Below are 26,088 nucleotides of genomic sequence, written 5' to 3' on the forward strand. Positions count from 1 at the left end.
AATGAGTCTTTTTAAAACCATATTAAACACTATTCCAAGACCTTGGTTAATTAAAGCTAGCTTATTAGCCAAACCTGTTTTAGCTATTTACTATAAAGGAACTACTTACACAGATCCTATTGATTCAAAATCATACAGAAAGTTTCTTCCTTATGGTTACGAAAACCAAAGAGAAAACGTATTAGCTCCCGGTACTTTGTCTTTAGAAAGGCATAGATTATTATGGTTATATCTTAATCGTCATTCAGATTTTTTTAAAAGTTCTAAAAAAGTTTTACACGTGGCACCAGAACAGTGTTTTCATAAACTTTTTAAAAAACAACAAAATTTAGATTATACCACAACTGATTTATTCTCGCCTTTGGCAGATGTTAAAGCAGATATTTGTGATTTGCCTTTTAAAGACAATAGTTACGATATTATATTTTGTAATCACGTATTAGAACATATTGTAGATGACACCAAAGCAATGTCTGAATTATACCGAGTGTTAAAACCTGGTGGATGGGGAATTTTTCAAATTCCACAAAATGTAAACAAAAAGAATACCTACGAAGATTTTAGTATTACTAGTCCAGAAGAACGTAGAAAACACTTTGGACAGTATGATCATGTAAGAGTTTACGGTTTAGATTATTTTGACAGATTATCAAAAATTGGTTTTGAGGTAAAACAATTTAAAGTTGTTGATCATTTCTCTGAAGCAGAAATTCAGAAATACGCTTTAATGAAGAACGAAATTTTACCTATTTGCTTTAAACCATCATAATTATTCTACAAATTGTAGGTTAGAACTTGCAAACGTTTTTAGTTCATCGTTTTCTATATATATAAAGTAAACTTTCATTTCTTTATGTGTTAAAGCTAAAGCTTTTGCTTTCTCAAACCCCATAGCCATAAAAGCTGTAGCATAAGCATCTACCTCTCCACAAGAAACAGGAGCAATAACAGAAACACTTAACAAATCTGTTTGGGCAGGAACACCTGTTTTAGGGTTAAAAGTATGAGCAATTTTTTTACCTGTAATGCTATCTAACCTAAACTTTCTGTAATTACCAGAAGTTGCAATCGCTTCATTATTTAACATGGTTATCTTTTGTAAACTTCTAGTTCCATCAAAATTTGGCTCTTCAATACCAACAGACCATAATTTATTATTCTTATTTACTCCTCTAGCCCTAATCTCTCCACCAATTTCAATCAAATAATTTTTAACGTTTTTACTTTCTAAAAACTCCCCTACCAAATCTACCCCATAACCCTTTGCGGTAGCGTTAAAATCAAAAGTGATATTAGAATTTTGCTTTACAATAGTATCTTCTTTTAGCATCACTTTATCAAAACCTACATATTGCATTAGGCTATCTATTTCGTGAGTAGAAGGATGTTTATTAGATTTATGAGGGCCAAATCCCCAAGCATTTACCATTTTCCCAACCGTAGGATCAAAATAACCATCAGTCTCTTTAAATATTTTTTTTGATAATTTAAAAACATTTACAAAATCACCATCCACCTTAAGAACTGATAATCCGCTATTTAAGCTACTTATTAATGATTCACCATGATAAGTAGATAAAGAATTATTCATTTTTTGGAATAATTCTTCAATATCGGCACTATAATTGTTACTATTAGTGTCGAAGTATTGAATGTGAAAAGTAGTGCCGAACACGCTACCTTTTAATTTTTGATATTTTACCTTCTTTTCGGTACAAGCAACTGTTAAAAAAACAATAAATGCAAAAAATAATGTTTTTAATAAGTTATTAACAATTGTTTGCTTCATAAGAGTAGGTTTTTATTAGAAAGTTTTTATATTTGTTCAAAAATAATACATTTTATAGACCATGAAAAAAGTTTTGATATTAATCGCATCAGTTTCGTTATTAGCTACTTCTTGTGTATCTAAGAAAAAGTATACTGATTTACAAGCAGAATTAGGAGACAAATTAGCAACTACAGAAAAAGCTTTAGCAGATTCTAAAGTAGACTTAGGTGCAGCTGAAAACAAAGTAGCTTCTTTAGAAGACAGAATTAAGTTTTTAGAGAAAGGAAATGAAAAATACTTAGAAAACGTTGACAATTTAATTGCAATGTCTAAGTCTGCAACAGAAAACATGAGATCTACTTTATCTCAATTACAACAAAAGGATGAGTACATTAAGTACATCCAAGAAGCTAACTCTAAGAAAGATTCTATCAACTTAGCTGTAGCTTTCAACTTAAAGAAAATTTTACCTAACGGTTTAAACGACGAAGACATTTCTGTTAACATCGAAGGAACTAAAGTATTTATCTCTATTGCAGATAAATTATTATTCAACTCTGGATCTTACAGAATTTCTAAGAGAGCTGAATCTATCTTAAAGAAAGTTGGAGCAGTAGTTAACGAATACCCTAACATGGATGTTATGGTTGAAGGTCACACTGATAACCAAACAGTAAAAGAAGGTGCTGCTGTTAAAGATAACTGGGATTTATCTGTACAACGTTCTGCTGCTGTAGTTCGTGAGTTACAATCTAAGTACGACGTTTTACCTGCTAGATTAATTGCTGCTGGTAGAGCTGAATATGCTCCAGTTGTAGAAAACAGTTCTGCTGAAAACAGATCTAAAAACAGAAGAACAAAAATTATCATCATGCCTAAATTAGATGAGTTCTTTGAATTATTAGATACTCCTGCTGCAAACTAATTTGTAGATAAGATTTACATAAAACAATATTTAAAACCCTGCTAATAGCAGGGTTTTTTTGTACCTAAAAGTTTTATATATGAATAAGCCACCATCAAACAAAGAGATCAAAACCATTGCTTCTCACTTAAGAAAACCTGTGAGAGTTAAAGGTGTTGAAGTTGCTAATATGATGAATGAAGGTAACTTACCTATGAACTTACACACCTTGGCTGTTCTAAATGCAGAACCAAAAGATCATATCTTAGAAATAGGAATGGCAAATGGATATTTTGTTAAGCATCTTTTAAACGGAACACGCGATATAAAATATATTGGTTTAGACTACTCGGAAACAATGATTGTCGAAGCAAGAAAATTAAATTCTAAATATATTGAACAAGGTACTGCTGACTTTATCCAAGGAGACATTCATCAACTACCTTTTAAAGATAAAGTTTTTGATAAACTTTTTACGATCAATACTTTTTACTTTTGGGAAGACATCCGTGAGGTATTGAACGAAATAAAACGAGTGTTAAAACCAAATGGAGTCTTTATATTGTCTATTAGACCTAAACATAACATGGAGACAATTCCAGTGACTAAATTCAACTTTAAATTACTAGAAACCATAAATATTATAGAAATACTAAAAACTGCTGGTTTTGATCAAATTGAAAAAACAGAAATCATAGAACCAGAACAAGAGAGATGGGGTAAATCTTTTACTAGAGAAACCGTGATTTTAAAATGTAAAATAGAACAAATAAAAAAACGTCTTGTTTTCACAAGACGTTTTTTTATTTCTAGAACTTGATACTAACGCCAATATAAGGCCTTACTTGATGTATTGCTTTAAAAGAACCATTCTCTTTTTCTGCAAAGGTCCATTGATAATCAACTCCTGTTTCCATAAACTTATTAAGTCTATAAGTCACCAATAAATTTGCTAATGAACGTTGATCTAATTTAAAAGCATCACCCAAATCGTTTAACTGTGCTTTTAAATATTTACCTCTTGCTCTAAATTTTCCTATTTCTTTAGTCTGTAAATTAATTCCTACAATTGCTCCTCTATTACTGTCTTCTAAATTATCTGGCAATAATAACTCTCCTTCTATTTTTACTACACTAAGAATTTCACTTCCTAATTTACCGTAGATACCTTGAGATTTTTCGGCACCTATAAGCTCCATCAACCTAACATCTTTATTAATTTCATAAGCAAAATTAAAAAACTGTGGAATGTAATTATCACCATACCATTGTCTTTCTATTCTAGCATTTACGTGAAATATATTAGCCACAAATTTAAAATGAGCCTCTAATCCTGTAGCAAAACCACTACCCGAACCATAACTAGCATTTATATCATAGTCTCCAGGATTGTCTGAAATATCTTTGGCCAATGCATCATTTTCGTTCAACTTTGTGTATTGCATATCCCAAGTTAGTTGAAGTAAGGCATTTTTTAACAAAATAGCACCAACATCAAATCCAAAAGCACTGTTTCCATCTCTTGTAAATCTTGTTGATGGAATAGTTCCTCCTGCAGAGTTTTGTTCGTAATCATCTTTATCACTAGCAAAACTCACCCCAAATTCAATAGTTTTTACCACAGGAATATTTGTTTTTCCAAACGGTCTATAATAAGGTCTTACTGCAAATAGTTTTTGAGAACCATTAAAATTTAAATCGCTATAAATAGCCTCTAAACCCAAAATTTCTTTAAAAGTTACATCAGCACTAATTCCCACCTTTCTTCGCTCAAAAGACACTGAATTGCTGTAATTCCCCAACATAGCACCATAACCTAGTTGCTCCCCTGTCATATCTCCTAGTTTTACATAAACAGGATCTTGTTTCTTTTTACCATAACTTAAATATCTTACCATACGTAAAATACCAACTCCGTTATTAAATTCCTCTGTTCTCATTTCACCATTACTAGCGTTAAACAAAAGAGGAACATCTAAACCTAGCCCAAATTTTCCAAAAGAAAACTCTGGCTGAACCCTCATTCCAATAAAGGTTTGATCCCCAATGCTTGTCACCCCTAAGTTTGCAGAAATACTATTTTCATTTTCAAAAGCACTTTCAAATCCATCTTGCGAAAATGCAACATGACTAAAAAACAATAACATCAATAAAACCCTAAATGAACTTTTCATAGTTTTAAATTTTTAAGTTAACATATGTTAAATTAAAAGAAACAAATCATATAAACAAAGGAATTAGATAATTTCGTTATTTATTAGTCCATCACATAAAGCTTATATTTGCCATTCAACTTGATATTTATGCTAGAAATTAAAAATGTTTCTTACGCTTATACAGCAAAAAAACCTGTTTTAAAAAATATTGATTTTACAGTTAGTAAAGGGGAGTACATTGCGCTTTTAGGAGAAAGTGGCTGTGGTAAAAGTACTTTGCTAGAGCTTATTTATGGTTTGATGGACATTGAAGATGGTGAAGTTTTATACCATGGAAAAAAATTATTAGGCCCTAAATACCATTTAATTCCTGGGCATCCTTTTATGAAATATTTGGCTCAAGATTTTAGTTTGATGCCTTATACTACCGCTGCTGAAAATGTTGGTGAATTTTTATCGAATATTTACAAAGACAAAAAAAATGCTAGAATTCAAGAACTACTAGAAGTGGTAGATATGGTTGATTTTGCTCACATAAAAGTAAAAAACTTAAGTGGTGGTCAAAAACAAAGAATTGCCATTGCTCGTGTTTTAGCTAAAGAACCAGAAATATTATTACTAGACGAACCTTTTAGTCACATCGATAATTTTAGAAAGAACAATTTAAGAAGAAGTCTTTTTAATTATTTAAAAAAGCAAAAAATAACCTGCGTGGTTGCTACACACGATAGTACTGACGCCCTTTCTTTTGCAGATAAATTGTATTTAATTAGAGATCAAGAAATTATTTCAAAGGGTACGCCAGAAGAAATATACTTTAATCCTAAAAATAAATACATCGCATCCTTTTTTAATGAAGTTAGCGAGATCTCAAATAAAGAAATTGGCATCAACAAAGAGGGTAATGCTATTCTTTACCCAGAACAAATTAATATTGTTGAAAAATCAGACATTAAAGCTATTGTAGATCAAAGCTATTTTAAAGGGAACCATTACTTAGTTGAAGCTTTTATAAACAAAACTCCTTTGATTATAAAAAGTGACAGATCTTATGAAAAAAACAGCGAAGTATTTATAGAAATTAATTAAACTTTATTGTTTTTAATATGGCTTCTAACTCAAAAACAAAATCTCTTTTGTTTACTGATGGAGCATAATTAAACCCTTCTATCACAAGTACTCTATTGTTCTTTTCATCAATAATAGAATAATTTAAAAAAGGTCCTGCACTAAAAGCACCAAAAACCTCCCAAGTTCCTCTGCTTTCATATGCTTTTTTTCCATCAATGGTGGTAATTTTAACGCTTGGCTTTCTAGCAGCCTCGGTAATCATGTACATTTTATCTACATCATTCCCTCTAATATACATTTTACCAATACTATCTCTATTCTTAATCATTTGCTCTAAAAACGGCTTATTTTCATCAAAAAGAGAAACTTGATATGCTATAATATTATTAGTTTGATCTCCAGAAGCAATTCCTCCTGAAATATGACTACGCATCCACATAAAAGAACCTAAAGTATCTATTACTGTTCTGTATTTATTAGGAATATCCATACTTACTCCTAATTTTTCTAGAGCGTTAATTTTTTGTGAACGCTTATTTTTTTGAAACTCTTCTTGAACAGATTTTAAATCCTCATCCTTAAAAGTATTTACAATTTCATTTGCTTTTTCATGGATCAAAGTCACCAATTCTTCTGTTGTAGGCGCTTTAACCTCTAAAATAGTTTGTGGTTGAGCATACTTGTCTGATGATGATTGAAAAACTTCTTTATCCGCTAATTGTAAAAACAGTAAGTTTCTACTATTCTTAAACATTTTGGTAAAAGCACTTCCTGGAATGGTAGAAACTCCAAATTGATATTCGGTTTGTGGTAAGCCTGCAATAGGTTGTTGAATTACCTCTCTAAGTGCTTTCCCAGCTTCACCTTTCCAAACCTCAGGTTCAACTACTACTATTACATGATTAATTCTTCCTGTGGAACCCGGCTTCATATAATCATTGTTACTTTTTTTACCCTCTTTACCTCCACAGGCAACAATTAGTAAAAACGTAAATAATGTAAAAATCTTTTTCATAATAGTGTATTTTATCAATAACCAAGTGTTTTTCTAGCTTAGAATCTATGCCTCAAAGATTGTTCCACGATGCCAGAAAAGTTTATGCTTTAATTTATTCGTTTAGGATAAATGGTTAATCTTTGCCCAATTTGTAAGTTGGTAGAAGACAGATTATTCCATTTTTTTATATCTCTAACATAAACCCCATGCCTTTCTGCAATTAAACCTAAATAATCTCCTGATTTTACTTTGTAACGAATACGTTGACTCATTTCAAAATATTTAGGCAGTGGTTTTTCTCTTTCGTTAGCTTCTGCCGTAGCATATTCATAAATCTCATCTTCTTTATCTACAAAAGCCAAAGCATCTTTTAAAGGCAAAACCAATTTATAATTCCTCCCCTTTACAAAAGGAATAATATTTAATTTATATGATGGATTTAAAAACTCTAACATTTCAATATCCGTTCCCACCATATCGTGTACTTGCTGAAAAGTTAACAACTGTTTTACTTGAATACTATCAATATCAAAACGATGAATTCTTGGAGGTTCGGTTTGTATATGGTGTTCTTTTGCGTATTCAAAAATATACATGGTTGCATAAAATGCTGGTAAATAATCCGAGGTTTCTTTTGGCAAATAAGGTCTAATATTCCAATAATTGGTTCTATTACCAGATCTTCTGATTGCTTTTGATACATTTCCTGGTCCAGAATTATAAGCTGCCAACGCTAAATCCCAATCGTTAAAACTATGATACAATTGCTCTAAATACTTACAAGCAGCTTTAGTTGCTTTTACCGGATCTTGTCTTTCATCAACATAAGAACTTACTTTTAAATCGTACATTTTCCCAGTTTGATACATAAACTGCCACAAACCAGTTGCTCCAACTCTAGATTTTGCTCTAGGTTTTAAAGCAGACTCTACAATAGCCAAGTATTTAATTTCTAAAGGAATTTCGTAATGTGCTAACTGAGCCTCAAACAACGGAAAATAATATTCCGCCCTAGCCATCATATCAGGATAATATCTCCTTCTATATTTTAAATAACTTTTAATAACTCTTTCTAACTCTACGTTATACTCAAGATGAAAAGGTGTTTTTGAATCGAGAATAGATAAACGTTTTTTTAAAGTATCAGTAGGCAAATCATCCCAAGTATCAAATTCATCAGAAGTGATTGGCTCTAAATTGGTAAAAGTTTCATCCATTAAAGATGACTTGTAAACATTGTTTATCCATAAGCTATCTATTTTGGCAATTTCCTTAGCATCAATAGTATCGCTATAATAAACAGGAGTTTCAATTTTTAAATCTTGTGATGGTATTTCTAGAATAGCATTTTCCTGAATACTGTCTTTTTTTTCTTGAGCGTATAGAGAAAATCCAACCAAAAATAATACAACACCTAACCTCATCTTTATATACTTCAAAATATTATTCATTCAATAACTTAGTTACTTCATCTAAATTTGGAGATAAAATAATTTCAATTCTTCTGTTTTTTGCTTTTCCTTCTGGTGTTTCATTAGAAGCTACTGGCATATACTCTCCATGACCTGCAGCTGTTATTTGTTTAGGAGATACATTATTGTCTTGTAAAATTCTTACAATAGCTGTTGCTCTTTTTGCAGATAAATCCCAGTTGTCTTGAATTACCCCTCCTGATCTGTATGGATCATCATCTGTATGTCCTTCAATCAACACATCAATAGTAGGATTTTGCACCAAAACCCTAGCCAACTCTACAACAGCGGTTTTACCATTTGCACCTACAGCCCATTGTCCTGAACCAAACAACAGTTTGTTTTCCATAGAAACATAAACTTTCCCATCTCGCTGCTCAACAGTTAATCCTTTACCTTCAAATCCTTTTAACGCATTACTAATAGCGCTTTTTAACTGCTGCATAGCCGCTTCTTTACTAGCTATTAAAGCTTCTAAGTCTTGAATTCGTTTAGATCTCGCATCCAAAGCCGCAGTTAGTTTGGCTAAGTTTGCTTCTTTTTCAAACAAAGCTGTTTCTTTGTTTCCTAAATCATTTAAAAGCTTTTGATTTTCTTGAGCTTTACTACTAATTGCATAAGAACTATTTGAGGCCAAAGCATCATAAGCTTCTTGCAGTTTACCATACTTTTTTAAGGTAGCATCAATTTCTTTATTTAAAATTTTTGATTGATTGGTATAGTATAATTTTAAATCCTGTAAATCTCTTAATTCTTTTTTTAAGTCAATTTCTTCTTTAATTAACTTATCGTTTTGAGCAATTAAATCGGCATTGGTATCTGCCAATTCATCATACCTATCAGATAATTCTGTAAATCTTTGTTTGGTTACACAACCTGTTAATAACGAGGCTATAAATATTGAAAATATTATTTTTTTCATGTGATGTAAATGCTTTTATGATATTTCTAAAACTATTGGACAATGATCTGAATGCTTAGCTTCTGGTAAAATATAAGCTCTTTCAATTCTATCTTTCATATCATCTGTTACCATATGATAATCTATTCTCCAACCTTTGTTATTATTTCTTGCATTGGCTCTATAACTCCACCAAGAATAATGATGTGGTTCTTTGTTAAGATGTCTAAAACTATCTATAAACCCTGTGTTGATGAACGTAGTTAACCACTCTCTTTCCACAGGTAAAAACCCAGAGGTATTTTTATTTTGTTTTGGATTGTGAATATCTATTTCTTCGTGACAAATATTATAGTCTCCACAAATAATTAAATTCGGAATTTCCTTACGAAGCTTAGTTACATAATCTAAAAACTCATCCATATAGTTGAGTTTAAAACCTAAACGAGCATCGTTAGTTCCAGAGGGTAAATACAAACTCATTACAGAAAAAGTATCGTAATCTACACGTAGATTTCTTCCTTCAAAATCCATGCTTTCTATACCCGTTCCATATTCTACATTCTTTGGTTCTTCTTTACACAAAACAGCTACACTACTGTATCCTTTTTTCTGTGCAGAAAACCAATAATTGTATTTATACCCAATATTTTCAAATGCTAAAAGATCTAATTGATCTTTATGTGCTTTGGTTTCTTGTAAACAAATAATATCTGGATTTGCAGCTTCTAACCACTCTAAAAAGCCTTTTTTAATGGCTGCCCTAATACCATTTACATTGTAGGAAATAATCTTCATATACTTTCTTTAAAAATCGGGATTGGTTTCTATTAACGATGTTTCTTCAACTTCATTTTCAGACGAACCACAATCAATTGCTATACCAAAATTATCAGGTTGTTCAAAATCTTCTTGACTAATTGACAAGGTTTCATCTGCATAACATTTTTTCATAAACAAAGCCCAAGTAGGTAAAGACATACTTGCTCCTTGCCCAAAAGTAATCCCTTTAAAGTGAGTTGCTCTTTCATCAGCACCTGTCCAAACTCCAACTGCTAAATTAGGCACCACTCCCATAAACCAACCATCAGATTGATTTTGTGTAGTTCCTGTTTTTCCTGCAATTGGATTGGTAAATTGATAAGGATATCCGGTAGCTACATTTTCAGGATATTTCCCCCATTTTCCTCTCAAACGAACTCCTGATCCTTCCATGGTTACACCTTTTAATAAATCTAACACGGCATAAGCAGCTTCTTCACTCATCACCTCTTCAGACTCTGGTACAAAACGTTGTAACACACTTCCGTTTTTATCTTCAATACGCATTACCATGGTTTGATGTACTCTAAATCCTTTGTTAGCAAACATGGCATAGGCTCCAACCATATCATACAAACTAGCATCGATAGTTCCTAAAGCAATAGAAGGATATGGTGGAATTTCTGAAGTAATTCCAGATTTCTTTGCCAATTGTACTACTGTTGATGGCCCAACCCTATCAATCATTCTTGCTGTAATTACGTTGATAGATTTTGCTAAGGCTTGCTTTAAAGTTAATTCTCCCCCATATTCATCACCTGCATTTTTTGGAGTCCAATCTTCTAACAATCCATATTTTCCTTGAGGAATGGTAAATGGTGTATTTGGATATTTTTCACAAGGAGAAATTCTAAATTGATTGATGGCAGAAGCATAAACAAAAGGCTTAAAAGTAGACCCTACTTGTCTTTTTCCTTGCTTTACATGATCGTATTTAAAATACTTGTGATTAATTCCACCTACCCAAGCTTTAATATGTCCTGTTTGTGGCTCTAAGGCTAACAATCCTGAGTGTAAAAATGTTTTGTAATATTTGATAGAATCATAAGGAGATAATATGGTGTCTTTGCTTCCTTTTTTCCAATCAAAAACTTGCATTTTTCTCTTTTCTTTAAAATTCTCAAGGATTTCTTTTTTACTCAACCCTTTTGCATTTAAAGCTCTATATCTATCTGTAGTACGAACAGCTCTCCACATAGTTTCGGCAATTTGAGAATTTTCCAAATCGTAAAAAGGTGCTGTTTTATTATGCTTTTGTTCTTTAAAGAAAATACGTTGTAAATTAGACATATGCTCGTGTACAGCTTCTTCTGCATAAGCTTGCATTCTAGAATCTAAAGTCACAAAAATCTTTAAACCATCAGAATACAAATTATAATAAGTTCCATCTGGTTTAGGATGATCTTTAATCCAAGTTTTTAAATAATCTCTTAAGTATTCTCTAAAATAAGTAGCATGCCCATCACTATGCCCCTCTGGAGTATAATTTATTTCTAACGGTAATGCGTTTAAAGAATCTTTTTCGGTTTTGGTAATAAACCCATTTCTTTCTAGCTGACCAAAAACGGTGGCTCTTCTTTTTAAAGCATTTTCTGGAAATCTTCTTGGATTGTATAACGATGGATTTTTTGCCATCCCCACCAAAACTGCTGATTCTTCTAAATTTAATTCTTTAGGTTCTTTGTTAAAATAAATTCTAGAAGCAGAACGAATTCCAATAGCATTGTACAAGAAATCATACTTGTTTAAGTACATAGTAATGATTTCATTTTTGGTATATTGTTTTTCTAATTTTACAGCAATAACCCATTCTTTTAACTTTTGAGCAATACGTTTTACAATGTTTCTTGTACCGTAATTTTCAGTAAAAAGTTGCTTAGCAAGTTGTTGTGTAATGGTACTTCCTCCACCATCTTGTCCAAATTTGGCAATGGCTCTAGCCAAACTAAAAAAGTCTATCCCAGAGTGCTCAAAAAAACGTTCGTCCTCGGTAGCTACCAAAGCATTTACCAACTCTTGCGGTAATTCATCGTAATTTACAGGAGTTCTGTTTTCTCTAAAATATTTTCCTAAAGTAACTCCATCTGATGATATAATTTCGGATGCAAAGTTTTTTTCTGGACTTTCTAAATCTTTAAATGTTGGCAATTTTCCAAAAGCGCCCATACTTACCAATAAAAAAATGGCAAACACACTTAGCACAGAAAATGAAAACAAGGCCCAAAATACCTTTGAATAAAAAGTATAATTCGGTTTTGTTGTTTTTTTCTTATCCATTACTATAAATATTAATCTTGTATTTTTTCTATTCTAAGGCCAACGTCGGTAACCCCTTTTAATTCTTGAATCCCGTCTATCTCCCCTCTTTTTCTCATGGCTTGATAAAACTCAAAAGTATAAGTACCCTTTCTAGGAAACTTATACTTTTCTAAATAATAAAGCTTATTATCTTTTACATCTGTCAATCCATCTCCTAACCAATTTCCAAAAGCATCGGCCATTTCGTACTCTAAAGTATCTTTTAAAACAGCACCATTTGGTAAAATCATTTTACTGATGATGTATAAATTCCTATACGGATAATCACTATCAGTACGAACGTTTAAAAACAAATTTTGTTGTGAATTGATATCATCAATATCAACTTCAAAAACCACAGGCTCTTCCAATTTCCAAACACTATTATTCATAGGTTGGTAAGTATCGTATTTCTTATTAGAATCACAAGAAATACAAAGGAAGATGAAAATGAAACAAATAATTTTATTCACTCTTTGCAGGCCCATTACTTGGTTTGTTTGGTCTTTTTTTATTGTTTCTTCGTTTTGGTTTATTCGCGTTTGGCGTTCCCTCTTTAGGCTTTGTTGATTCGTTTACCACTTTATTTGGATTTGCCACTTTTTGTGGATTCCCATCTGCTTGTGGCTTCTTTCTTTGAGGTTTTCTTTGTGGCCTAGGTTTAGCTGGCTGATTTGCATTCGCTTTAACCTCTACCTTTGCATTAGGATTTTGCTTTTCTCCTTGTGGTTTATTTGGATTGTTACGTCTACGGTTATTTGGTCTTTTTCCAGATGGTTTGCTGTTTGTTTCATCTGAGGCAACCGAAGGATTTGCAGCGTTTGATTTAGGCTGATGATTTGGTTTTCTATTTGTAGGTCTCTTTGGTTTTCCGTCCGAAGGACTTCCATTAGAAGGAGTATTTTGTTTAGCTTGATTGTTTCCTGCAGCCTTATTTCTTGAACGATTATTTTTTCTTCGCTTAGATTTTTGTTTAGGCTCGTCAAAACGAGTTAAACTATCTTGACCAACAACATTTTCAAAATCTATCTTAGTTTCTTCAATGTTTTCAGCATCAAATTCTTCTAAACCATCAACAGCATTTCCTTGTTTATTTTCTTCAATAATCTCTTGAACCTGTGCTAACGTAAGCTTAAACCATTTAGATTTATCGTCTTTATAAGTGTACCACAAAATTTCTTTAAAAATATCCATCTTTACAAAAGTAGCTAAGCCTTTTTCGGTTTTTAGCATAACACTTTGTGATGGAAATCCTTTTAAAGTATCTAAATAAGTATCTAGTTCATAGTTTAAACAACACTTTAGCTTTCCACATTGCCCAGCTAGTTTCTGAGGGTTTAAAGAAAGTTGTTGATATCTAGCTGCAGCAGTATTTACTTTTCTAAAATCTGTTAACCAAGTAGAACAACAAAGTTCTCTACCACAAGACCCTACACCTCCTAAACGTGCTGCTTCTTGACGTAGACCTACTTGTTTCATTTCTACTCTAATAGAAAATGCCGAAGCCAATTCCCTAATTAATTGACGAAAATCTACACGATCATCTGCTGTATAATAAAAAGTAGCTTTGTTCCCATCACCTTGATACTCAACATCAGAAAGTTTCATTTTAAGACCTAGTCTAATAATAATTTCTCTTCCTTTTTTCTGAGTTTCAACCTCTCTATTTCTAGCGGCCTCCCAAGTTTCAATATCTTTAACCGTAGCTTTTCTGTAAATTTTCTTTACTTCTTGGCTATCAATAGCAATTTTTTTCTTTTTCATTTGAATTTTAACCAATTCACCTGTTAAAGAAATTGTACCGATATCGTGACCTGGGTTTCCCTCTACAGCCACCACTTCGCCAATTGTTAATTGAAAATTTTTCTCGTTTTTATAAAAGTGTTTACGTCCGTTTTTAAAACGAATTTCAACAATATCAAATGGTTTTTGACCTGTTGGCAATTCCATATTAGATAGCCAATCAAAAACTGTTAATTTATCACAACTTCCGGTACCACAATTTCCATTGCTTTTGCATCCATTTGGTACGCCACCGTCTTTCGTTGAGCAACTAGTACAGCTCATATATTTATATATTAATTCACACTATGTGTAAGATTCATAATTAAAACAAAACTAACCTCAATGTTAATTTTTTTATCAATTTTTAAAGATAGAATTATTCTAACAGAAAGTAAAACTAATCGCGTACTATCAGCTTATCGTTTAAAAACTTATTTCTTAAATTTTAAAACTTCTGAACGCCCTTTTTTAAAAATCTTATTACTATTAGATTTTCCTTTGCGCAATTCTTTTTGCTCTTCATACGGCAAAGCATTGATTTCTTTACAATTATCAGAACAACATTCTTCCATTTTTTCTTTACAAGAATCACATTGAATAAAAAGTAAATGACAAGCTTCGTTAGCACAATTTACATGTGTATCACAAGGCTCTCCACATTGATGGCAGTTAGAAACTACATCTTCTGATATTCTTTCAGATTTTCTATGATCAAAAACAAAGTTTTTCCCTTTGAATTTATTTTCAATTCCTTTCGCGTTTACTTGACGAGTATATTCAATAATTCCACCCTCTAGTTGGAATACATTTTTAAACCCTTTGTATTTATAATATGCACTAGCTTTTTCACAACGAATTCCACCTGTACAGTACATTAATAAATTTTTATCTTCTTTATGATCTTTTAAGTCAGCCTCTATAATATCTAAAGAATCTCTAAAGGTATCTACATCTGGAGTAATCGCTCCTTCAAAATGACCTATCTCACTTTCGTAATGGTTACGCATATCCACACAAATAGTATTAGGATCTGCCAACAACTTATTAAACTCTTCGGCATCTAAATGCACTCCTTTATTAGTTACATCAAACAAATCATCATTTAAACCATCGGCTACAATTTTATCTCTAACCTTAACTTTTAATTTTAAAAATGATTTATTGTCTTGCTCAACAGCAATATTCAACCTTATATCTTTTAAAAACGATATGCTATCTAAATGCTCTTTAAACTCATGAAATCTATCAGCAGGCAAAGATAACTGGGCATTAATCCCTTCTTTGGCTACATAAATTCTTCCTAAAACCTCTAATTGATCCCAGGTGATGAATAAATGATCTCTAAAAACTTGTGGATTACCAATTTGATGATATTGGTAAAAAGAAATAGTTAAACGGTCTTTACCCGCTTCGTCAATTAGTTGCGCACGTTCTTCTGCGCTTAACTTATTATACAGTTGCATGCTATATGAATTTAGTTAAACATTAAAATTTGTTGCAAAGATAGGGAAACAATTTAAACATGACGAAGCAGCAATATATATTATCCCCCATAAAAAGAATTGCCTTTAGGACTATATTCCTAAAGGCAATTCTTAAACTAAAACTATGAAAAACTATTTCTAAACTAATTAGTATTATACAAACGGCATGCCACAAATAAAAAAGACCATTATAAAAATGGTCTTTTTTAAAATTATTTTTGATTCAACTAGATGGCCACTTTATATACCTCCATTTTCTCTTCTTGTTTAACTGTGACCAAATAAATTCCTTGAGGTAAATCTTGATTTACAACTTGTTTTCCTAACACATCACAAACATTAATAATACTACCAATATTTGTGGTTATTTTTTTATTTTCTACTGATAGTTTTAGTCCAGGAATTGTATTGATAGAATTAAACAATGACACCAACTCAAAATTTGTACTATTAAAAGGAAGAACAGACTCACCATCTTCCGTTTCTGTGTCCCAATTCTCCTCATTATTAATTAAATCTCTATATTCACTAATTGTTTTTCCTGTTCTAACCCCAGTATACTGACCACCATCTTTACTTGCTGTATCATTAATCACCAAATAATTTACACCTACAGTTAAACCTGTTTGCGAAAAATTTGTTCCTTGCCCTGTATTCCTATACTCAAAACCAGCAAGCCAAACTGTAACTTCATCTGAAGCAGGATTTCCTAATGTGGCAAAAATATTATCACCTTCACTAGCTGTCAAAAGAAAACCTGCATTACTTCTAGTAATAGTTCCATTTGAAGCTCCAAATGCGGGATTTGTATCATTATCAGTATCTGTAAAAGTCACTACAGTTCCTGCAGTAAGTATGGATTCTCCCACAACCCAAGTAAGAACTCCCTCAGAATCATCTATCATCCCTGTACCACTTACATTAGGCTCACTATCCGTAAAGTAAATTGTAGTACCCGCTGGGATATCTGACAATGCAACAATTGCAAAATCATCATCTCCATCTGCATTATATCCAATAAAAGCAATATCTCCTTTAGACTGTGCAAATAGAGAAGTTGTCATTAACGTAATTAATTTTAAAATGTTTTTCATAGCATTTTATTTTAAAATTAAAAAAAAGACCTCTAACCTTTGGGTTAAAAAAACTACGAAAATTCGCAGTTGATATTTTTCAGTTTTTTGCATAAAAAAAGCCTCATGATTAATAATCATGAGGCTTTTTAAAAATTATATTTTTTCTATTCTACTCTAAATACTAGAGGTAAAGAGAATAGCAAGTTTACTTTTCTTCCGTTTTGACTTGCAGGAACCATTTGAGGTAAACCTTTTAAGGTTCTTTCAAATTCTTTCTGAAGTTCTGGATTCTGAGCTCTAACTCTAACATCAGAAACCTTACCATTGATATCAATCTTAAACATTGCTGCCATTCTTTGAACTCCACTAAGTCCTAATTCTTCAGCCAAACCAATATCAAAATTTTTACTGATGTACTTATTTACTTTCTCACTAAAACAAGCTTTTTTGTCTTTGGCTTTTTCACATCCTGGGAAAATTGCAGGGTTCTGAATTGCGGCAAAAGGTACATCTTCGTATGTTACTTCTTCACCTTCATCGCTATACTCTACAGCCTCAATATCAATAACATCTTCAATTTCCACATCTGTAGTTTGAATCACTACTTCTTCTATCTCAACATCATCCTCAACTTTTTCAAATTGCTCTGGAGATGGTGGTGGCGGTGGTGGTGGTGGCGGTGGTGGCGCCGATGGTGGTTTGATTTGAGTCATAACCATTGTTTCTACATCGTCTGATTGTAGGGTTACTGATTGTAGTTCCTCTACAACTCTGTCGTAGGTCTTACTCTCAATAGCCACATAGACTATATATAGAGCCAAAACCAATCCTAGCAATGTAAAAACTTTGCTAAAATTTTCAAGATTAGATTTAGGATTCTTTTTAACTTCCATTGTTTATTCAGTTGAATTGAATTTTAGTTTGCTAAAATAACGAAATTAGAATTAGACTTGCAAATATATACGGTTAAGTAATTTTAAAAAAACATAGCCTAAAATTACTCCTATAGAATTAGCCATAACATCAAGTAAATCACCAGTTCTGCTACTCGTTACACTGCTTTGTAATAACTCAATAATTATACCATATGCTATAATTATTAAAAATAACGCTAAAAAACTAAGCTTTACTTTGCCTAATTTACAAGATAACATCCAAAAAAATGAAATTACTGCATAAGCAAAAACATGTTCAAACTTATCTGTATAAGAGTACTTGAAATTTGGAATTCCTTCCATATTTATCAAGCTTAAAACTAGGACTAATAAACTAGAACTGATAGCAAAAAACAAGCTGTTACGCTCCAATAAGTTCTTTATATGCTTCAGCATCTAATAAATCTTCAACATCCTTAATATCGCTTGGTTTTACTTTAATCATCCATCCTTTTCCGTATGGATCTTCGTTTACCACTTCTGGTTCATCTTCTAACTCTTCATTAAACTCAACTACTTCTCCAGTAATAGGCATAAATAAGTCTGATACTGTCTTTACAGCCTCTACAGAACCAAAAACCTCATTTGCTTCAACTGTCTCATCTAAAGTATCAACATCAACATAAACGATGTCTCCTAATTCACTTTGAGCAAAATCTGTAATTCCAATAACTACTACATCTCCTTCTACTTTTACCCACTCGTGGTCTTTTGTGTACTTTAATTCTTGTGGAAAGTTCATTTCTTTATTTTTTAATTTCCTAGGTTATATACTATACTTAGTCCTGTATTGATAGATTGTCTTGGGTACAATGTTGAAATTGCATAACTAGACACGTTTTGATCGTAATACAAACTTGCGGTAAAATTACGACTTAAATTATAATCTGCGGCAACTTTAATTCCTAATAAATTTTGTCCTCCTACTGGCTGACTTGCCGATGCATCTATACTTCTAATACTCGTAACATCTGTTCTATAAGAAACATCTGCTTTTATATTAATATCTCCTTTTAAAGTTCTTCTTTGCTTTAAGAACCTTGTTTTAATTGCTACGTCTTTAACTCGGTAACCAATTCCAAACACATATTCATTTCCTAAGACCTCGGACAAGGTTGTATTATTTAAGTTCAATGATAAAGTTCTACTAGTATTAACAGTTCCTCTAAATGATAGTGAATTTTTTAACTTAACATCTACTTTAATTAATGGAGAAAAAGCATCTACCAAAGTGATCCCTGAATAAATTAAGCTAGATTGAAATGGATTAGACGTATCTGAATTTAAGTTACTCGAAAAGTTATTAATGGTATATGATGAATTATACCCATGTGTTAAGGTAAAGTTGCTGAAATTATCTTTAATAAACCCTAAACGCATCAACCCTCTATAAGTTAACTGCCAATTAGGAATAGGCATTTTCTTAAAAATAGTTTTATCACTACTCACCACATCATTACCACTATAAGCTGAAAGGAATGAATGCATCAATACTTCTTGACTATTTAATGCTTGGGCTAGAGTACCATTTCCTCCACTTATTTCAGCTTGATAATTAGGATGGATTGCTCCTACTATTTTAGACCTGTTACTTAAAAAAGTATTAAACAATTCATCTGCATTGGTATTAACTGCTGTTTTAATTAATGAATAAGAAATATTAAAATTTCCATATTGATTTACTTTAGAGCTTTCAATACTACTATTTCCAGTGATATAATCTATTTGTTGTTGAGAACTACTAGAATAAGTTCTGTTTCCGGTTAACTGAATATTTAAATCGTTAATTGGCTTAATAGTTACATCGTAATTTGCACTTGTCACTAAATTTTGAGCATAATTTTTATTGTATATAACATCTGTTGTTGCTCCAGATCTACCTAACAACCATCCGTTAGTTACTGCATTTTGAAGTATGTTTGTTTGTTGTCCAAAAACATAACTTAAACTTGGAGCATAACTTCCGTTGTATTTATTCCTTCCTAAAAACCCTATTTCTGGAACATATCCATTTAAAGAACTTCCTGTATTTCTATTATAACTTAATTTTGCTGTTTTAATTGAACTTAACAAACCATAAATAAAATCTCCTACTGTAGCGCCATCTTTCTTTTTACCTCTTCCTACGGCTGGCAATCTAGATTTTTTAGATGATGATGAAAACAATTTTTTTAACCCTATTTCTGTATAAAACTTAGAGAAGTTTAAATTACTTGTAAAGTTATGAGTTTGTCCATTTTGGATTGTATTTCCTACTTTTTCTACAAATGATGGAGAAGCTGCCTGCCAATTAAAATTCCCGGAATAAGAATAATCTGCATTTATAAAACTTAAAAACGGAAGTTTGTCAATAGGAAGTTTATAACTAGCTGTTAAACTTTGAGCATAATTACTTGGCCTACCAATATTAAAAAAGTTAGAATATAAGTCTAAACTTTCTATTTCTTCTTCTGGAGTTCCATCTCTCTCAAAAGTATCATAGATATAATTATTACTTGCATTAAAAGCCACGTTAATAGCACTTGTTAATTGGTATCCAATATTATAATCCCAATCAAACATAAAGTTACGTTGCTTTAATGTAGGAATAGGAATACTACCACTTGTTGATGTAGTATTTAATAAATCTCTAGTTTTATATTCACTGTAATTTCTTTTAATTCCACTATTCACCCCAATTGATGATGGCAATAAATTAAAATTAAAATCTTTAATTATTTTTAAATTCTTATTATCAAGAAATGATGTGTTTTTAAAAGGAGTTACCTCTATTTGTTTAAACTTAAAAGCATAGTTAGCAGAAGCGTTTACCGTTTGTTTAACATCTGTTTCTATGGTATAACTTTCGTTTATCGCATCGCTATAACTATAAGAAACACTAAAGTTTTCTATATCATAAACCTGAGGCTTTCTAATAGATCCATCACTTCTATCCTTTTTTACATTAATCAAACTAATGCTTCTCCTTTTACTTTTAATATCAATACTACTACTATTTGGATTGATATCTTTAGTGTCTTTAGAAAGTACATCTTCGTACTTAGGATCAAACTTAGGGGTTCTAATTTCTTCGGAAACAGTATAGTTTACTGGAATTTTAACATTCCAATCATTAGGTAATAACTGACCAACATTTACGCTAGTGTTAACACTATAGTTTTTAATTTCTTCTTGACTTCTTTCGTTTACACTTTGATCGATACTACCAAAACCAATAGATTGATATCCTCCGTTTAAAGATATTTTTGCGAAATCAGCAATATTAGCATCGGCAGAAACTTTAGTTGCCCATCCTCCTTTATTATCAAAACCAGACATTCTTAATTCATTAAACCAAACCTCAGCAGACTTTGCAGTAACATCTTTGTTTTTAACCCCCATAAAAATGGTTCTTACATTAGATAAGTTTGGGCTACCTTTTACTCTTAAAGCTACCTGAGAATTATCTACAGTTGCAGGATAAACAGCCAATGCACTCTCACCATCTGCATCTCTTTTTAGTTTTAAACTAGTTAAATCTGTTAAAGAAATATCTAAATTATTTTCTTCTGGCCAAACAGCATAAGCTCCCAAAGCATTACTAACTCCAAAATTTGGAACATCAGTCAGCTTTAAAGGAATTTCTATTTGATAATAGTTATCATTAGTATCACTTCCCAATCTAACCACCGCAACTAAGTCATCATCATTTACAGTGTTAGCAGCCAATTCTTCGGCATGAATAAACATTTTTAAACGCTTAAACATACGCATATCAACATTTACATTTTTGTAAACTCCAATGGTATTGTTTTCCTCTAATTTATCAACCGTAACACTTAATGATTGTTCGTTTTGCTGTAATACGTTAGAAGTTCCTTGTAAATTTTGCCTAACAATGGTTGGAGGTAAAATATAGTTGATAGGAACTCTATTTTCATTTTCCTCAATATTAACTGTTCCTGTTTCTACAATGTTTTCAGTATCGGTTAAACCTCTATCTGTCAACACATCATTTTCATCAATAATTTTCTCGTAAATACGCCAATCCCCTCTTACCAACTGTAGTTGTGCAAAACGCAAGGCAACAGGAATTTCAAAATCTGTTAAAAACATACGCATAAAACGTATGGATTGAAAACTATTGATTCCGTTGATAGCTCTACCATTAGAAATAGGAACTCTGAACAAATACCATTTAAACTGCTTTTCTGTTCCGTTTTCTAAAGTTACCGTAGTTCTTCTTTCGTCAAAAATATAAGGGTTAGTGGTTTTGCTTAAATTGTTTTGAGACAAATCAATTTTATATTGCCAATAAGCATCTAAGGTATTCATGGTTTGATCTCTATCCGCATCTTCTACATCTGGATTATTAGTTGCAGAAGTTGGATAAGACTCCTGAGACAAAGCAGCGGTTGGTGAATTCCCCTCTGTGTTGTTATAATGTTTGTAACGGGTTAGAATAGATGCATTTTGACTATCCAAATCACTACCTCTAAAAAAGTGATAGTTATCCGAAGAAGGATCGCTTAAACTAGCTAGGTCTGGAAATCTATTTTTTTCCTCAGCATCGCTCATCCCGTCTAAACCAACATCTTGATTTCTTCTGGTATCATCTCCAGTATCAAAAGCGTATAACAAAGATTTTTCTGTTGGAATATTAGCCAAATTGGTTTGATCTACTCCACTAGAAAGATCTCCATTTTCTGGCAATCCATTTTCAAAAACTTTTCTGTTATCTTTTAATATATCTTCAGAAATACTTCCTAAGTTGATATATAAGGTTCCGTTCTGATTGGTAGGATTAGGGTTTGTTACAATTCCTTCGCTATTGGTAATACTATAATTTTCATAAGGATCTTGTACCCAAAACTCTATATATTGAACATTTGATCTTTGAAAGTCTGTAGTAGTTAACCCTCTTGTAATACCCGCCCAACGTTCCTCTGGATTGTTAAGTTCCTCTGGCTTATTTGGATTTGATGGAACATCATAATTATAAGGACCACGCTCATTAGGATAATAAGTAAGGTCAAAAGTTTGGATATTGGTTCTTTGTGTAATATCTAAATTTCTTTCAGGAAACAATTCTAGACTTTGCACTGGTCTTACTTCTGCCCTAGACAATTCGTTAGGATCTATATTACTTGGCTTTAATGAAGTATTACTATAAAATAATTGATCAATAGTATACCATGCTAATTTTGCACGCTTTTTACCATAATCAAGACTGTTACTATTAGCCTCTCCATCAGCGCCAACACCAAAATCCAATCCATCAAAACCAACAGGCGCACTTGCCAATGACCAATTTTGAGCCGTTCCTACATTGATTGGAATTTGCGCTCCTTCAAAATCATCAATATAAGTAGTAGCCTCTCCACCAATATCTATACTAGATGGTGTGTTTGGTCTTAGATAAGCGATATCTCCTCTTACAGAAATATTAGATGCTGCATCGGTATCAATATTGGGTAAATAATTAGCTAAATCTGTTAACACTGGTACTTCCGTACTATAGTTAAAATTTAACCCATACATAGAGTTGTTGATAGGATCTTGCCCAAATTGTACTTTATTGGTAATTGGTCTTTCACTAATATTTAAATAAGTTGCTCCCAATACAAAATTATCGCTAAACTTATGCTCTACATCAAACCCTACATATGTTTTTCTTTGCTGATTAAAAAAGGTATTATTCTCTAATGATACGTTAACCGCTTGACCAGAAGCTTCTATTGATGGATTGATAATTTTTACCCTACCCGCAAAATAATCAACGGTATAGTCTATACCTTCAACCAAAACAATTCCTCCTGCAGTAACAGTAACTGATCCTCTTGGTACATTAAAAGCACCTAAAGAAATTCCATCAGAAGCACTAGACTTGTATTGTCCTTTGATTAAAAATTTGTCTTTATTCTGAAAATCATTTTCTGCTACAGATGCTGTGGTTGTATACAGCTCCTCAAAAACATATTTATCTTGATCAACAACATTGGTTAAAGTAGCCTTTAAATCTCTACCAAAAGGTTCAATGGTTGGAAAAATAATACTTCCGTTTTTAGAGTCAACTGTTAAATTTTCTACATAATCAAAGAAACCATCTCCCTTGTAACTAGTTCCACTCGGTCTTGTTAAATTGTTATTAGCATCTAACCTATCTAAGTTGGTTACATTTAATATTGTTCTATTCTTTATAGCCTCTTCTTCTGCATTTAACAAGTTATTTGTTGCTTGTCCAGTAGCATCATCTCTATATAATAAATCCAAACGAAAACCATCTCTTTGCATGTCATAAGCTCCTAAAGAATAAATGTTCTTCATCATTAAATTCCATACAATCGCTTTGGTATCTATCAATTGTGGTCTTATCAACTTTACCACAATATTTTTATCACTTTCAATTCCGTCTGTAGACAATTCCCCTACTCTATAAGCCTGTCCGTTATAAGTATATTCATAGGCAATAGCCATAACATCCCCATCGTTTAAACGAGAATTTAACGAAACATACCCCAACTGAGGATGATATGTAAACTCATTAGGAGTTAATTTTCTAGCATTCTCTACAATAGCATATTCTGCTCCTTGTTTAAAACCAGATAGTACAGAAGGCACATTTTGAACATCTCTTAATTGATTGTTTTGAGTTCCTATATATTGATTTAAACTGTTTTCTTCGTTTCTAGGAACAAGCAAAGCACTTGGAGATTCTGTTACCTGAGTAGTATTAGTTATGTTAGATTGTGAATTATCGTATTTATCCGTTCCAGATTCTGCTAAATCTACCAAACCAACAATATTTCTAACATCTTGGGTATTGGTATTTCTATTTGTTACCCAAACCTCAACTTTTGTTATTTGAACAGCAGAATTAATTAATGGCAATTCTTTTAGAGCATCGTTATATCTATTTCTAAAATATTGAGCAATAAAAAAGTGTCTGTTATTATCGTATTGAGTAGTTCTTAATTCAAATTGAGACAAGGCCGATCCACCTTCTGCAATTACATTTTTGGTTTGAGATTGTTGTTGAGAAAAAACTCCTGTAACACTAGTAGCTCCAAATTGTAATTTTGTTTTTACCCCAAATAAACTTTGTGAACCACTAATTAAATTGTTTTTAACGTCCATGGTTACGTTACCAACCTCAATGCTTCGGATTACATCATCTTCTGTAGGTTCATAAGCCAACTTTACTTGGTTTTGAAAAGAGAAAGTAGATTGGGTATCATAATTAATATCTGCGGTTAATCTTTCTCCAACCTTAGCCGTTAAACTCGCTCTTATTTGTTGATCAAACTCTGGAGTATAACTTTTTCTATTTTCTTCGGATAATAAAGGATTCTCTACATTTTGATATAACAGACCAAAACGAAGGGTAACAGAACCTCGAGGGATTAATTTAATTTCTGAACCTCCAAAAATGGTTTGAAAAAAATCATTATTTACATAAAAAGTAGGTAATAAATCTTTTTGATCCTCTTCGGAATTGTCTCTAATTCCATCAACTGCTCTTGATTTTTCCTTAAAATAATCCTGAATATCTTTTTTTAATCTATAATCTTGATATTCTTTTTCAGTTAGATATTTTGGAGTAGTAAAGCTAGAGTTTCCTATTTTTTCTCTAACTATATAGCGTCCAATTTTAGGATCATATTCAACCTTTTTTTCAGTTGGATTTTTTAGATATAAAACACCTTCAGACAGGTTGTCAAAAGTATAAGTTGGTGTTTTATTTTCTAAATTTATAGTATCATTTTCCTTTTCTTGTCCGTAACTATTGTATGTTACCACAAGACCTAATAATAGAATTATTATTCGGGAAAAGTTTTTCAATGTAATGTTTAGTTTATAGTTTTTTCAAAGCTAGTTTTATCAATTTCTCAACATCTAAATCTGGCGTTTCTTTTAAAATAGCCGTGACTGCTTTTTCAGCTTGTCTTTTAACAAAACCTAATACTTCTAAAGCAGATAACGCTTCTTCTTTAATACTATTGTTTGCAGAAACAACAATATTTTCCATATCATATGTTTTGACTATTTTATCTTTTAATTCAATAATCACTTTTTGTGCAGTTTTGGCCCCAATTCCTTTAACTGACTGTATTAATGCTACATTTTCTGTAGCCAATGCTTTTTGTATTTCTTCGGTTGTTAATGATGACAACATGGTTCTAGCAATGCTAGGCCCAATTCCAGAAACGGATATTAGCAACTTAAAAATTTCTCGCTCTAATATAGAAATAAATCCATACAAAGTATGTGCATCTTCTCTTACAATTAATTGGGTATATAGCATTACCAATTCACTGTCTGGAATTTGAGAAAATGTGTTTAAAGATATATTTAAAAAATAACCTACGCCATTGCATTCCACAATGGCGTAGGTTGGATTTTTTTCTACAAGTTTACCTTTTAAATGGGTAATCAT

General features: G+C 31.8%; 20 protein-coding genes. 4 read left to right on the forward strand and 16 right to left on the reverse strand.

Annotated elements, in window-relative coordinates:
- Nucleotide 1: 1 nt before the first annotated feature.
- Nucleotides 2-769, forward strand: a complete 768-nt coding sequence (locus AXE80_RS13035; protein ID WP_068828074.1) for a class I SAM-dependent methyltransferase — start codon at nucleotides 2-4, stop codon at nucleotides 767-769.
- Here the strand turns inward: AXE80_RS13035 and AXE80_RS13040 are convergent, their stop codons facing one another.
- Nucleotides 770-1,789 carry an FAD:protein FMN transferase gene (locus tag AXE80_RS13040; RefSeq protein ID WP_068828076.1) on the reverse strand — a complete coding sequence of 340 codons (1,020 nt, stop codon included), beginning with the start codon at nucleotides 1,787-1,789 and terminating at the stop codon, nucleotides 770-772.
- Nucleotides 1,790-1,850: 61 nt separating this feature from the next.
- Here AXE80_RS13040 and AXE80_RS13045 point away from each other — a divergent pair, with 61 nt between their 5' ends.
- Together AXE80_RS13045 and AXE80_RS13050 are read left to right on the forward strand one after the other, a co-directional pair.
- Nucleotides 1,851-2,696, forward strand: a complete 846-nt coding sequence (locus tag AXE80_RS13045) for an OmpA/MotB family protein (RefSeq protein WP_068828079.1) — start codon at nucleotides 1,851-1,853, stop codon at nucleotides 2,694-2,696.
- 79 nt (nucleotides 2,697-2,775) lie between these two features.
- Nucleotides 2,776-3,495: a class I SAM-dependent methyltransferase gene (locus AXE80_RS13050; RefSeq protein ID WP_068828082.1), complete on the forward strand. Its 720-nt coding sequence runs from the start codon at nucleotides 2,776-2,778 to the stop codon at nucleotides 3,493-3,495.
- Here the strand turns inward: AXE80_RS13050 and AXE80_RS13055 are convergent.
- Nucleotides 3,485-4,849: a hypothetical protein gene (locus AXE80_RS13055; RefSeq protein WP_068828084.1), complete on the reverse strand. Its 1,365-nt coding sequence runs from the start codon at nucleotides 4,847-4,849 to the stop codon at nucleotides 3,485-3,487. The genes AXE80_RS13050 and AXE80_RS13055 overlap by 11 nt on opposite strands.
- 129 nt (nucleotides 4,850-4,978) lie before the next feature.
- Between AXE80_RS13055 and AXE80_RS13060 the strand changes: the two genes are divergently transcribed.
- Nucleotides 4,979-5,920 carry an ABC transporter ATP-binding protein gene (locus tag AXE80_RS13060; RefSeq protein WP_068828086.1) on the forward strand — a complete coding sequence of 314 codons (942 nt, stop codon included), beginning with the start codon at nucleotides 4,979-4,981 and terminating at the stop codon, nucleotides 5,918-5,920.
- On the opposite strand, the gene AXE80_RS13065 is transcribed toward AXE80_RS13060, so the two are convergent.
- The 14 genes from AXE80_RS13065 to ruvA all read right to left on the reverse strand — a co-directional run bounded on the left by AXE80_RS13065 (nucleotide 5,913) and on the right by ruvA (nucleotide 26,088).
- A complete protein-coding gene (locus tag AXE80_RS13065) occupies nucleotides 5,913-6,917 on the reverse strand; it encodes a DUF4837 family protein (RefSeq protein ID WP_083194676.1) in 1,005 nt (334 codons plus the stop codon). The genes AXE80_RS13060 and AXE80_RS13065 overlap by 8 nt on opposite strands.
- An 89-nt stretch (nucleotides 6,918-7,006) precedes the next feature.
- Nucleotides 7,007-8,323, reverse strand: a complete 1,317-nt coding sequence (locus tag AXE80_RS13070) for a lytic transglycosylase domain-containing protein (RefSeq protein WP_068828921.1) — start codon at nucleotides 8,321-8,323, stop codon at nucleotides 7,007-7,009.
- A gap of 19 nt (nucleotides 8,324-8,342) precedes the next feature.
- Complete coding sequence (locus AXE80_RS13075; RefSeq protein ID WP_068828088.1) at nucleotides 8,343-9,293, reverse strand: OmpA family protein; 951 nt, start codon at nucleotides 9,291-9,293, stop codon at nucleotides 8,343-8,345.
- Nucleotides 9,294-9,308: 15 nt separating this feature from the next.
- Entirely contained in the window at nucleotides 9,309-10,070 is a 762-nt protein-coding gene (locus AXE80_RS13080) for an exodeoxyribonuclease III (protein ID WP_068828090.1), read from the reverse strand.
- A 9-nt stretch (nucleotides 10,071-10,079) separates the two neighbouring features.
- Nucleotides 10,080-12,371: a penicillin-binding protein 1A gene (locus tag AXE80_RS13085; protein ID WP_068828092.1), complete on the reverse strand. Its 2,292-nt coding sequence runs from the start codon at nucleotides 12,369-12,371 to the stop codon at nucleotides 10,080-10,082.
- Between the two features lie 11 nt (nucleotides 12,372-12,382).
- The gene (locus tag AXE80_RS13090; protein ID WP_083194678.1) at nucleotides 12,383-12,880 is read right to left on the reverse strand and encodes a gliding motility lipoprotein GldH; all 498 of its coding nucleotides are present in this window, start codon (nucleotides 12,878-12,880) and stop codon (nucleotides 12,383-12,385) included.
- Complete coding sequence (locus tag AXE80_RS13095) at nucleotides 12,858-14,459, reverse strand: regulatory iron-sulfur-containing complex subunit RicT (protein ID WP_068828097.1); 1,602 nt, start codon at nucleotides 14,457-14,459, stop codon at nucleotides 12,858-12,860. Before AXE80_RS13095 ends, AXE80_RS13090 begins: the two co-directional genes overlap by 23 nt.
- A 149-nt stretch (nucleotides 14,460-14,608) precedes the next feature.
- Nucleotides 14,609-15,640, reverse strand: coding sequence for an oxygen-dependent tRNA uridine(34) hydroxylase TrhO (trhO, locus tag AXE80_RS13100; protein ID WP_068828099.1), 1,032 nt, complete (start codon nucleotides 15,638-15,640; stop codon nucleotides 14,609-14,611).
- Nucleotides 15,641-15,888: 248 nt separating this feature from the next.
- Nucleotides 15,889-16,755, reverse strand: a complete 867-nt coding sequence (locus tag AXE80_RS13105) for a hypothetical protein (RefSeq protein ID WP_068828101.1) — start codon at nucleotides 16,753-16,755, stop codon at nucleotides 15,889-15,891.
- Between the two features lie 146 nt (nucleotides 16,756-16,901).
- Nucleotides 16,902-17,630 carry an energy transducer TonB gene (locus tag AXE80_RS13110; RefSeq protein ID WP_068828103.1) on the reverse strand — a complete coding sequence of 243 codons (729 nt, stop codon included), beginning with the start codon at nucleotides 17,628-17,630 and terminating at the stop codon, nucleotides 16,902-16,904.
- A gap of 51 nt (nucleotides 17,631-17,681) precedes the next feature.
- Complete coding sequence (locus tag AXE80_RS13115; protein ID WP_169816826.1) at nucleotides 17,682-17,975, reverse strand: VanZ family protein; 294 nt, start codon at nucleotides 17,973-17,975, stop codon at nucleotides 17,682-17,684.
- 58 nt (nucleotides 17,976-18,033) lie between these two features.
- Nucleotides 18,034-18,414: a glycine cleavage system protein GcvH gene (gene gcvH / locus AXE80_RS13120; RefSeq protein WP_068828107.1), complete on the reverse strand. Its 381-nt coding sequence runs from the start codon at nucleotides 18,412-18,414 to the stop codon at nucleotides 18,034-18,036.
- An 11-nt stretch (nucleotides 18,415-18,425) separates the two neighbouring features.
- Nucleotides 18,426-25,451, reverse strand: a complete 7,026-nt coding sequence (gene sov, locus AXE80_RS13125) for a T9SS outer membrane translocon Sov/SprA (RefSeq protein WP_169816827.1) — start codon at nucleotides 25,449-25,451, stop codon at nucleotides 18,426-18,428.
- A 55-nt stretch (nucleotides 25,452-25,506) separates the two neighbouring features.
- Nucleotides 25,507-26,088: a Holliday junction branch migration protein RuvA gene (gene ruvA / locus AXE80_RS13130; protein WP_068828110.1), complete on the reverse strand. Its 582-nt coding sequence runs from the start codon at nucleotides 26,086-26,088 to the stop codon at nucleotides 25,507-25,509.

The sequence above is a fragment of the Wenyingzhuangia fucanilytica genome (assembly GCF_001697185.1).
Taxonomy (GTDB): domain Bacteria; phylum Bacteroidota; class Bacteroidia; order Flavobacteriales; family Flavobacteriaceae; genus Wenyingzhuangia; species Wenyingzhuangia fucanilytica.

Bases quoted from the DNA above. Each gene is read 5' to 3' on its own strand.
- AXE80_RS13110 (WP_068828103.1), bottom strand. From the start codon at position 17,630: ATGGAAGTTAAAAAGAATCCTAAATCTAATCTTGAAAATTTTAGCAAA.
- AXE80_RS13095 (WP_068828097.1), bottom strand. From the start codon at position 14,459: ATGAGCTGTACTAGTTGCTCAACGAAAGACGGTGGCGTACCAAATGGA.
- AXE80_RS13060 (WP_068828086.1), top strand. From the start codon at position 4,979: ATGCTAGAAATTAAAAATGTTTCTTACGCTTATACAGCAAAAAAACCT.
- AXE80_RS13070 (WP_068828921.1), bottom strand. From the start codon at position 8,323: ATGAGGTTAGGTGTTGTATTATTTTTGGTTGGATTTTCTCTATACGCT.
- AXE80_RS13065 (WP_083194676.1), bottom strand. From the start codon at position 6,917: ATGAAAAAGATTTTTACATTATTTACGTTTTTACTAATTGTTGCCTGT.
- AXE80_RS13075 (WP_068828088.1), bottom strand. From the start codon at position 9,293: ATGAAAAAAATAATATTTTCAATATTTATAGCCTCGTTATTAACAGGT.
- AXE80_RS13105 (WP_068828101.1), bottom strand. From the start codon at position 16,755: ATGAAAAACATTTTAAAATTAATTACGTTAATGACAACTTCTCTATTT.
- trhO (WP_068828099.1), bottom strand. From the start codon at position 15,640: ATGCAACTGTATAATAAGTTAAGCGCAGAAGAACGTGCGCAACTAATT.
- AXE80_RS13115 (WP_169816826.1), bottom strand. From the start codon at position 17,975: ATGGAAGGAATTCCAAATTTCAAGTACTCTTATACAGATAAGTTTGAA.
- AXE80_RS13045 (WP_068828079.1), top strand. From the start codon at position 1,851: ATGAAAAAAGTTTTGATATTAATCGCATCAGTTTCGTTATTAGCTACT.
- AXE80_RS13040 (WP_068828076.1), bottom strand. From the start codon at position 1,789: ATGAAGCAAACAATTGTTAATAACTTATTAAAAACATTATTTTTTGCA.
- AXE80_RS13090 (WP_083194678.1), bottom strand. From the start codon at position 12,880: ATGGGCCTGCAAAGAGTGAATAAAATTATTTGTTTCATTTTCATCTTC.
- AXE80_RS13035 (WP_068828074.1), top strand. From the start codon at position 2: ATGAGTCTTTTTAAAACCATATTAAACACTATTCCAAGACCTTGGTTA.
- AXE80_RS13050 (WP_068828082.1), top strand. From the start codon at position 2,776: ATGAATAAGCCACCATCAAACAAAGAGATCAAAACCATTGCTTCTCAC.
- AXE80_RS13080 (WP_068828090.1), bottom strand. From the start codon at position 10,070: ATGAAGATTATTTCCTACAATGTAAATGGTATTAGGGCAGCCATTAAA.
- AXE80_RS13055 (WP_068828084.1), bottom strand. From the start codon at position 4,849: ATGAAAAGTTCATTTAGGGTTTTATTGATGTTATTGTTTTTTAGTCAT.
- gcvH (WP_068828107.1), bottom strand. From the start codon at position 18,414: ATGAACTTTCCACAAGAATTAAAGTACACAAAAGACCACGAGTGGGTA.
- AXE80_RS13085 (WP_068828092.1), bottom strand. From the start codon at position 12,371: ATGGATAAGAAAAAAACAACAAAACCGAATTATACTTTTTATTCAAAG.
- ruvA (WP_068828110.1), bottom strand. From the start codon at position 26,088: ATGATTACCCATTTAAAAGGTAAACTTGTAGAAAAAAATCCAACCTAC.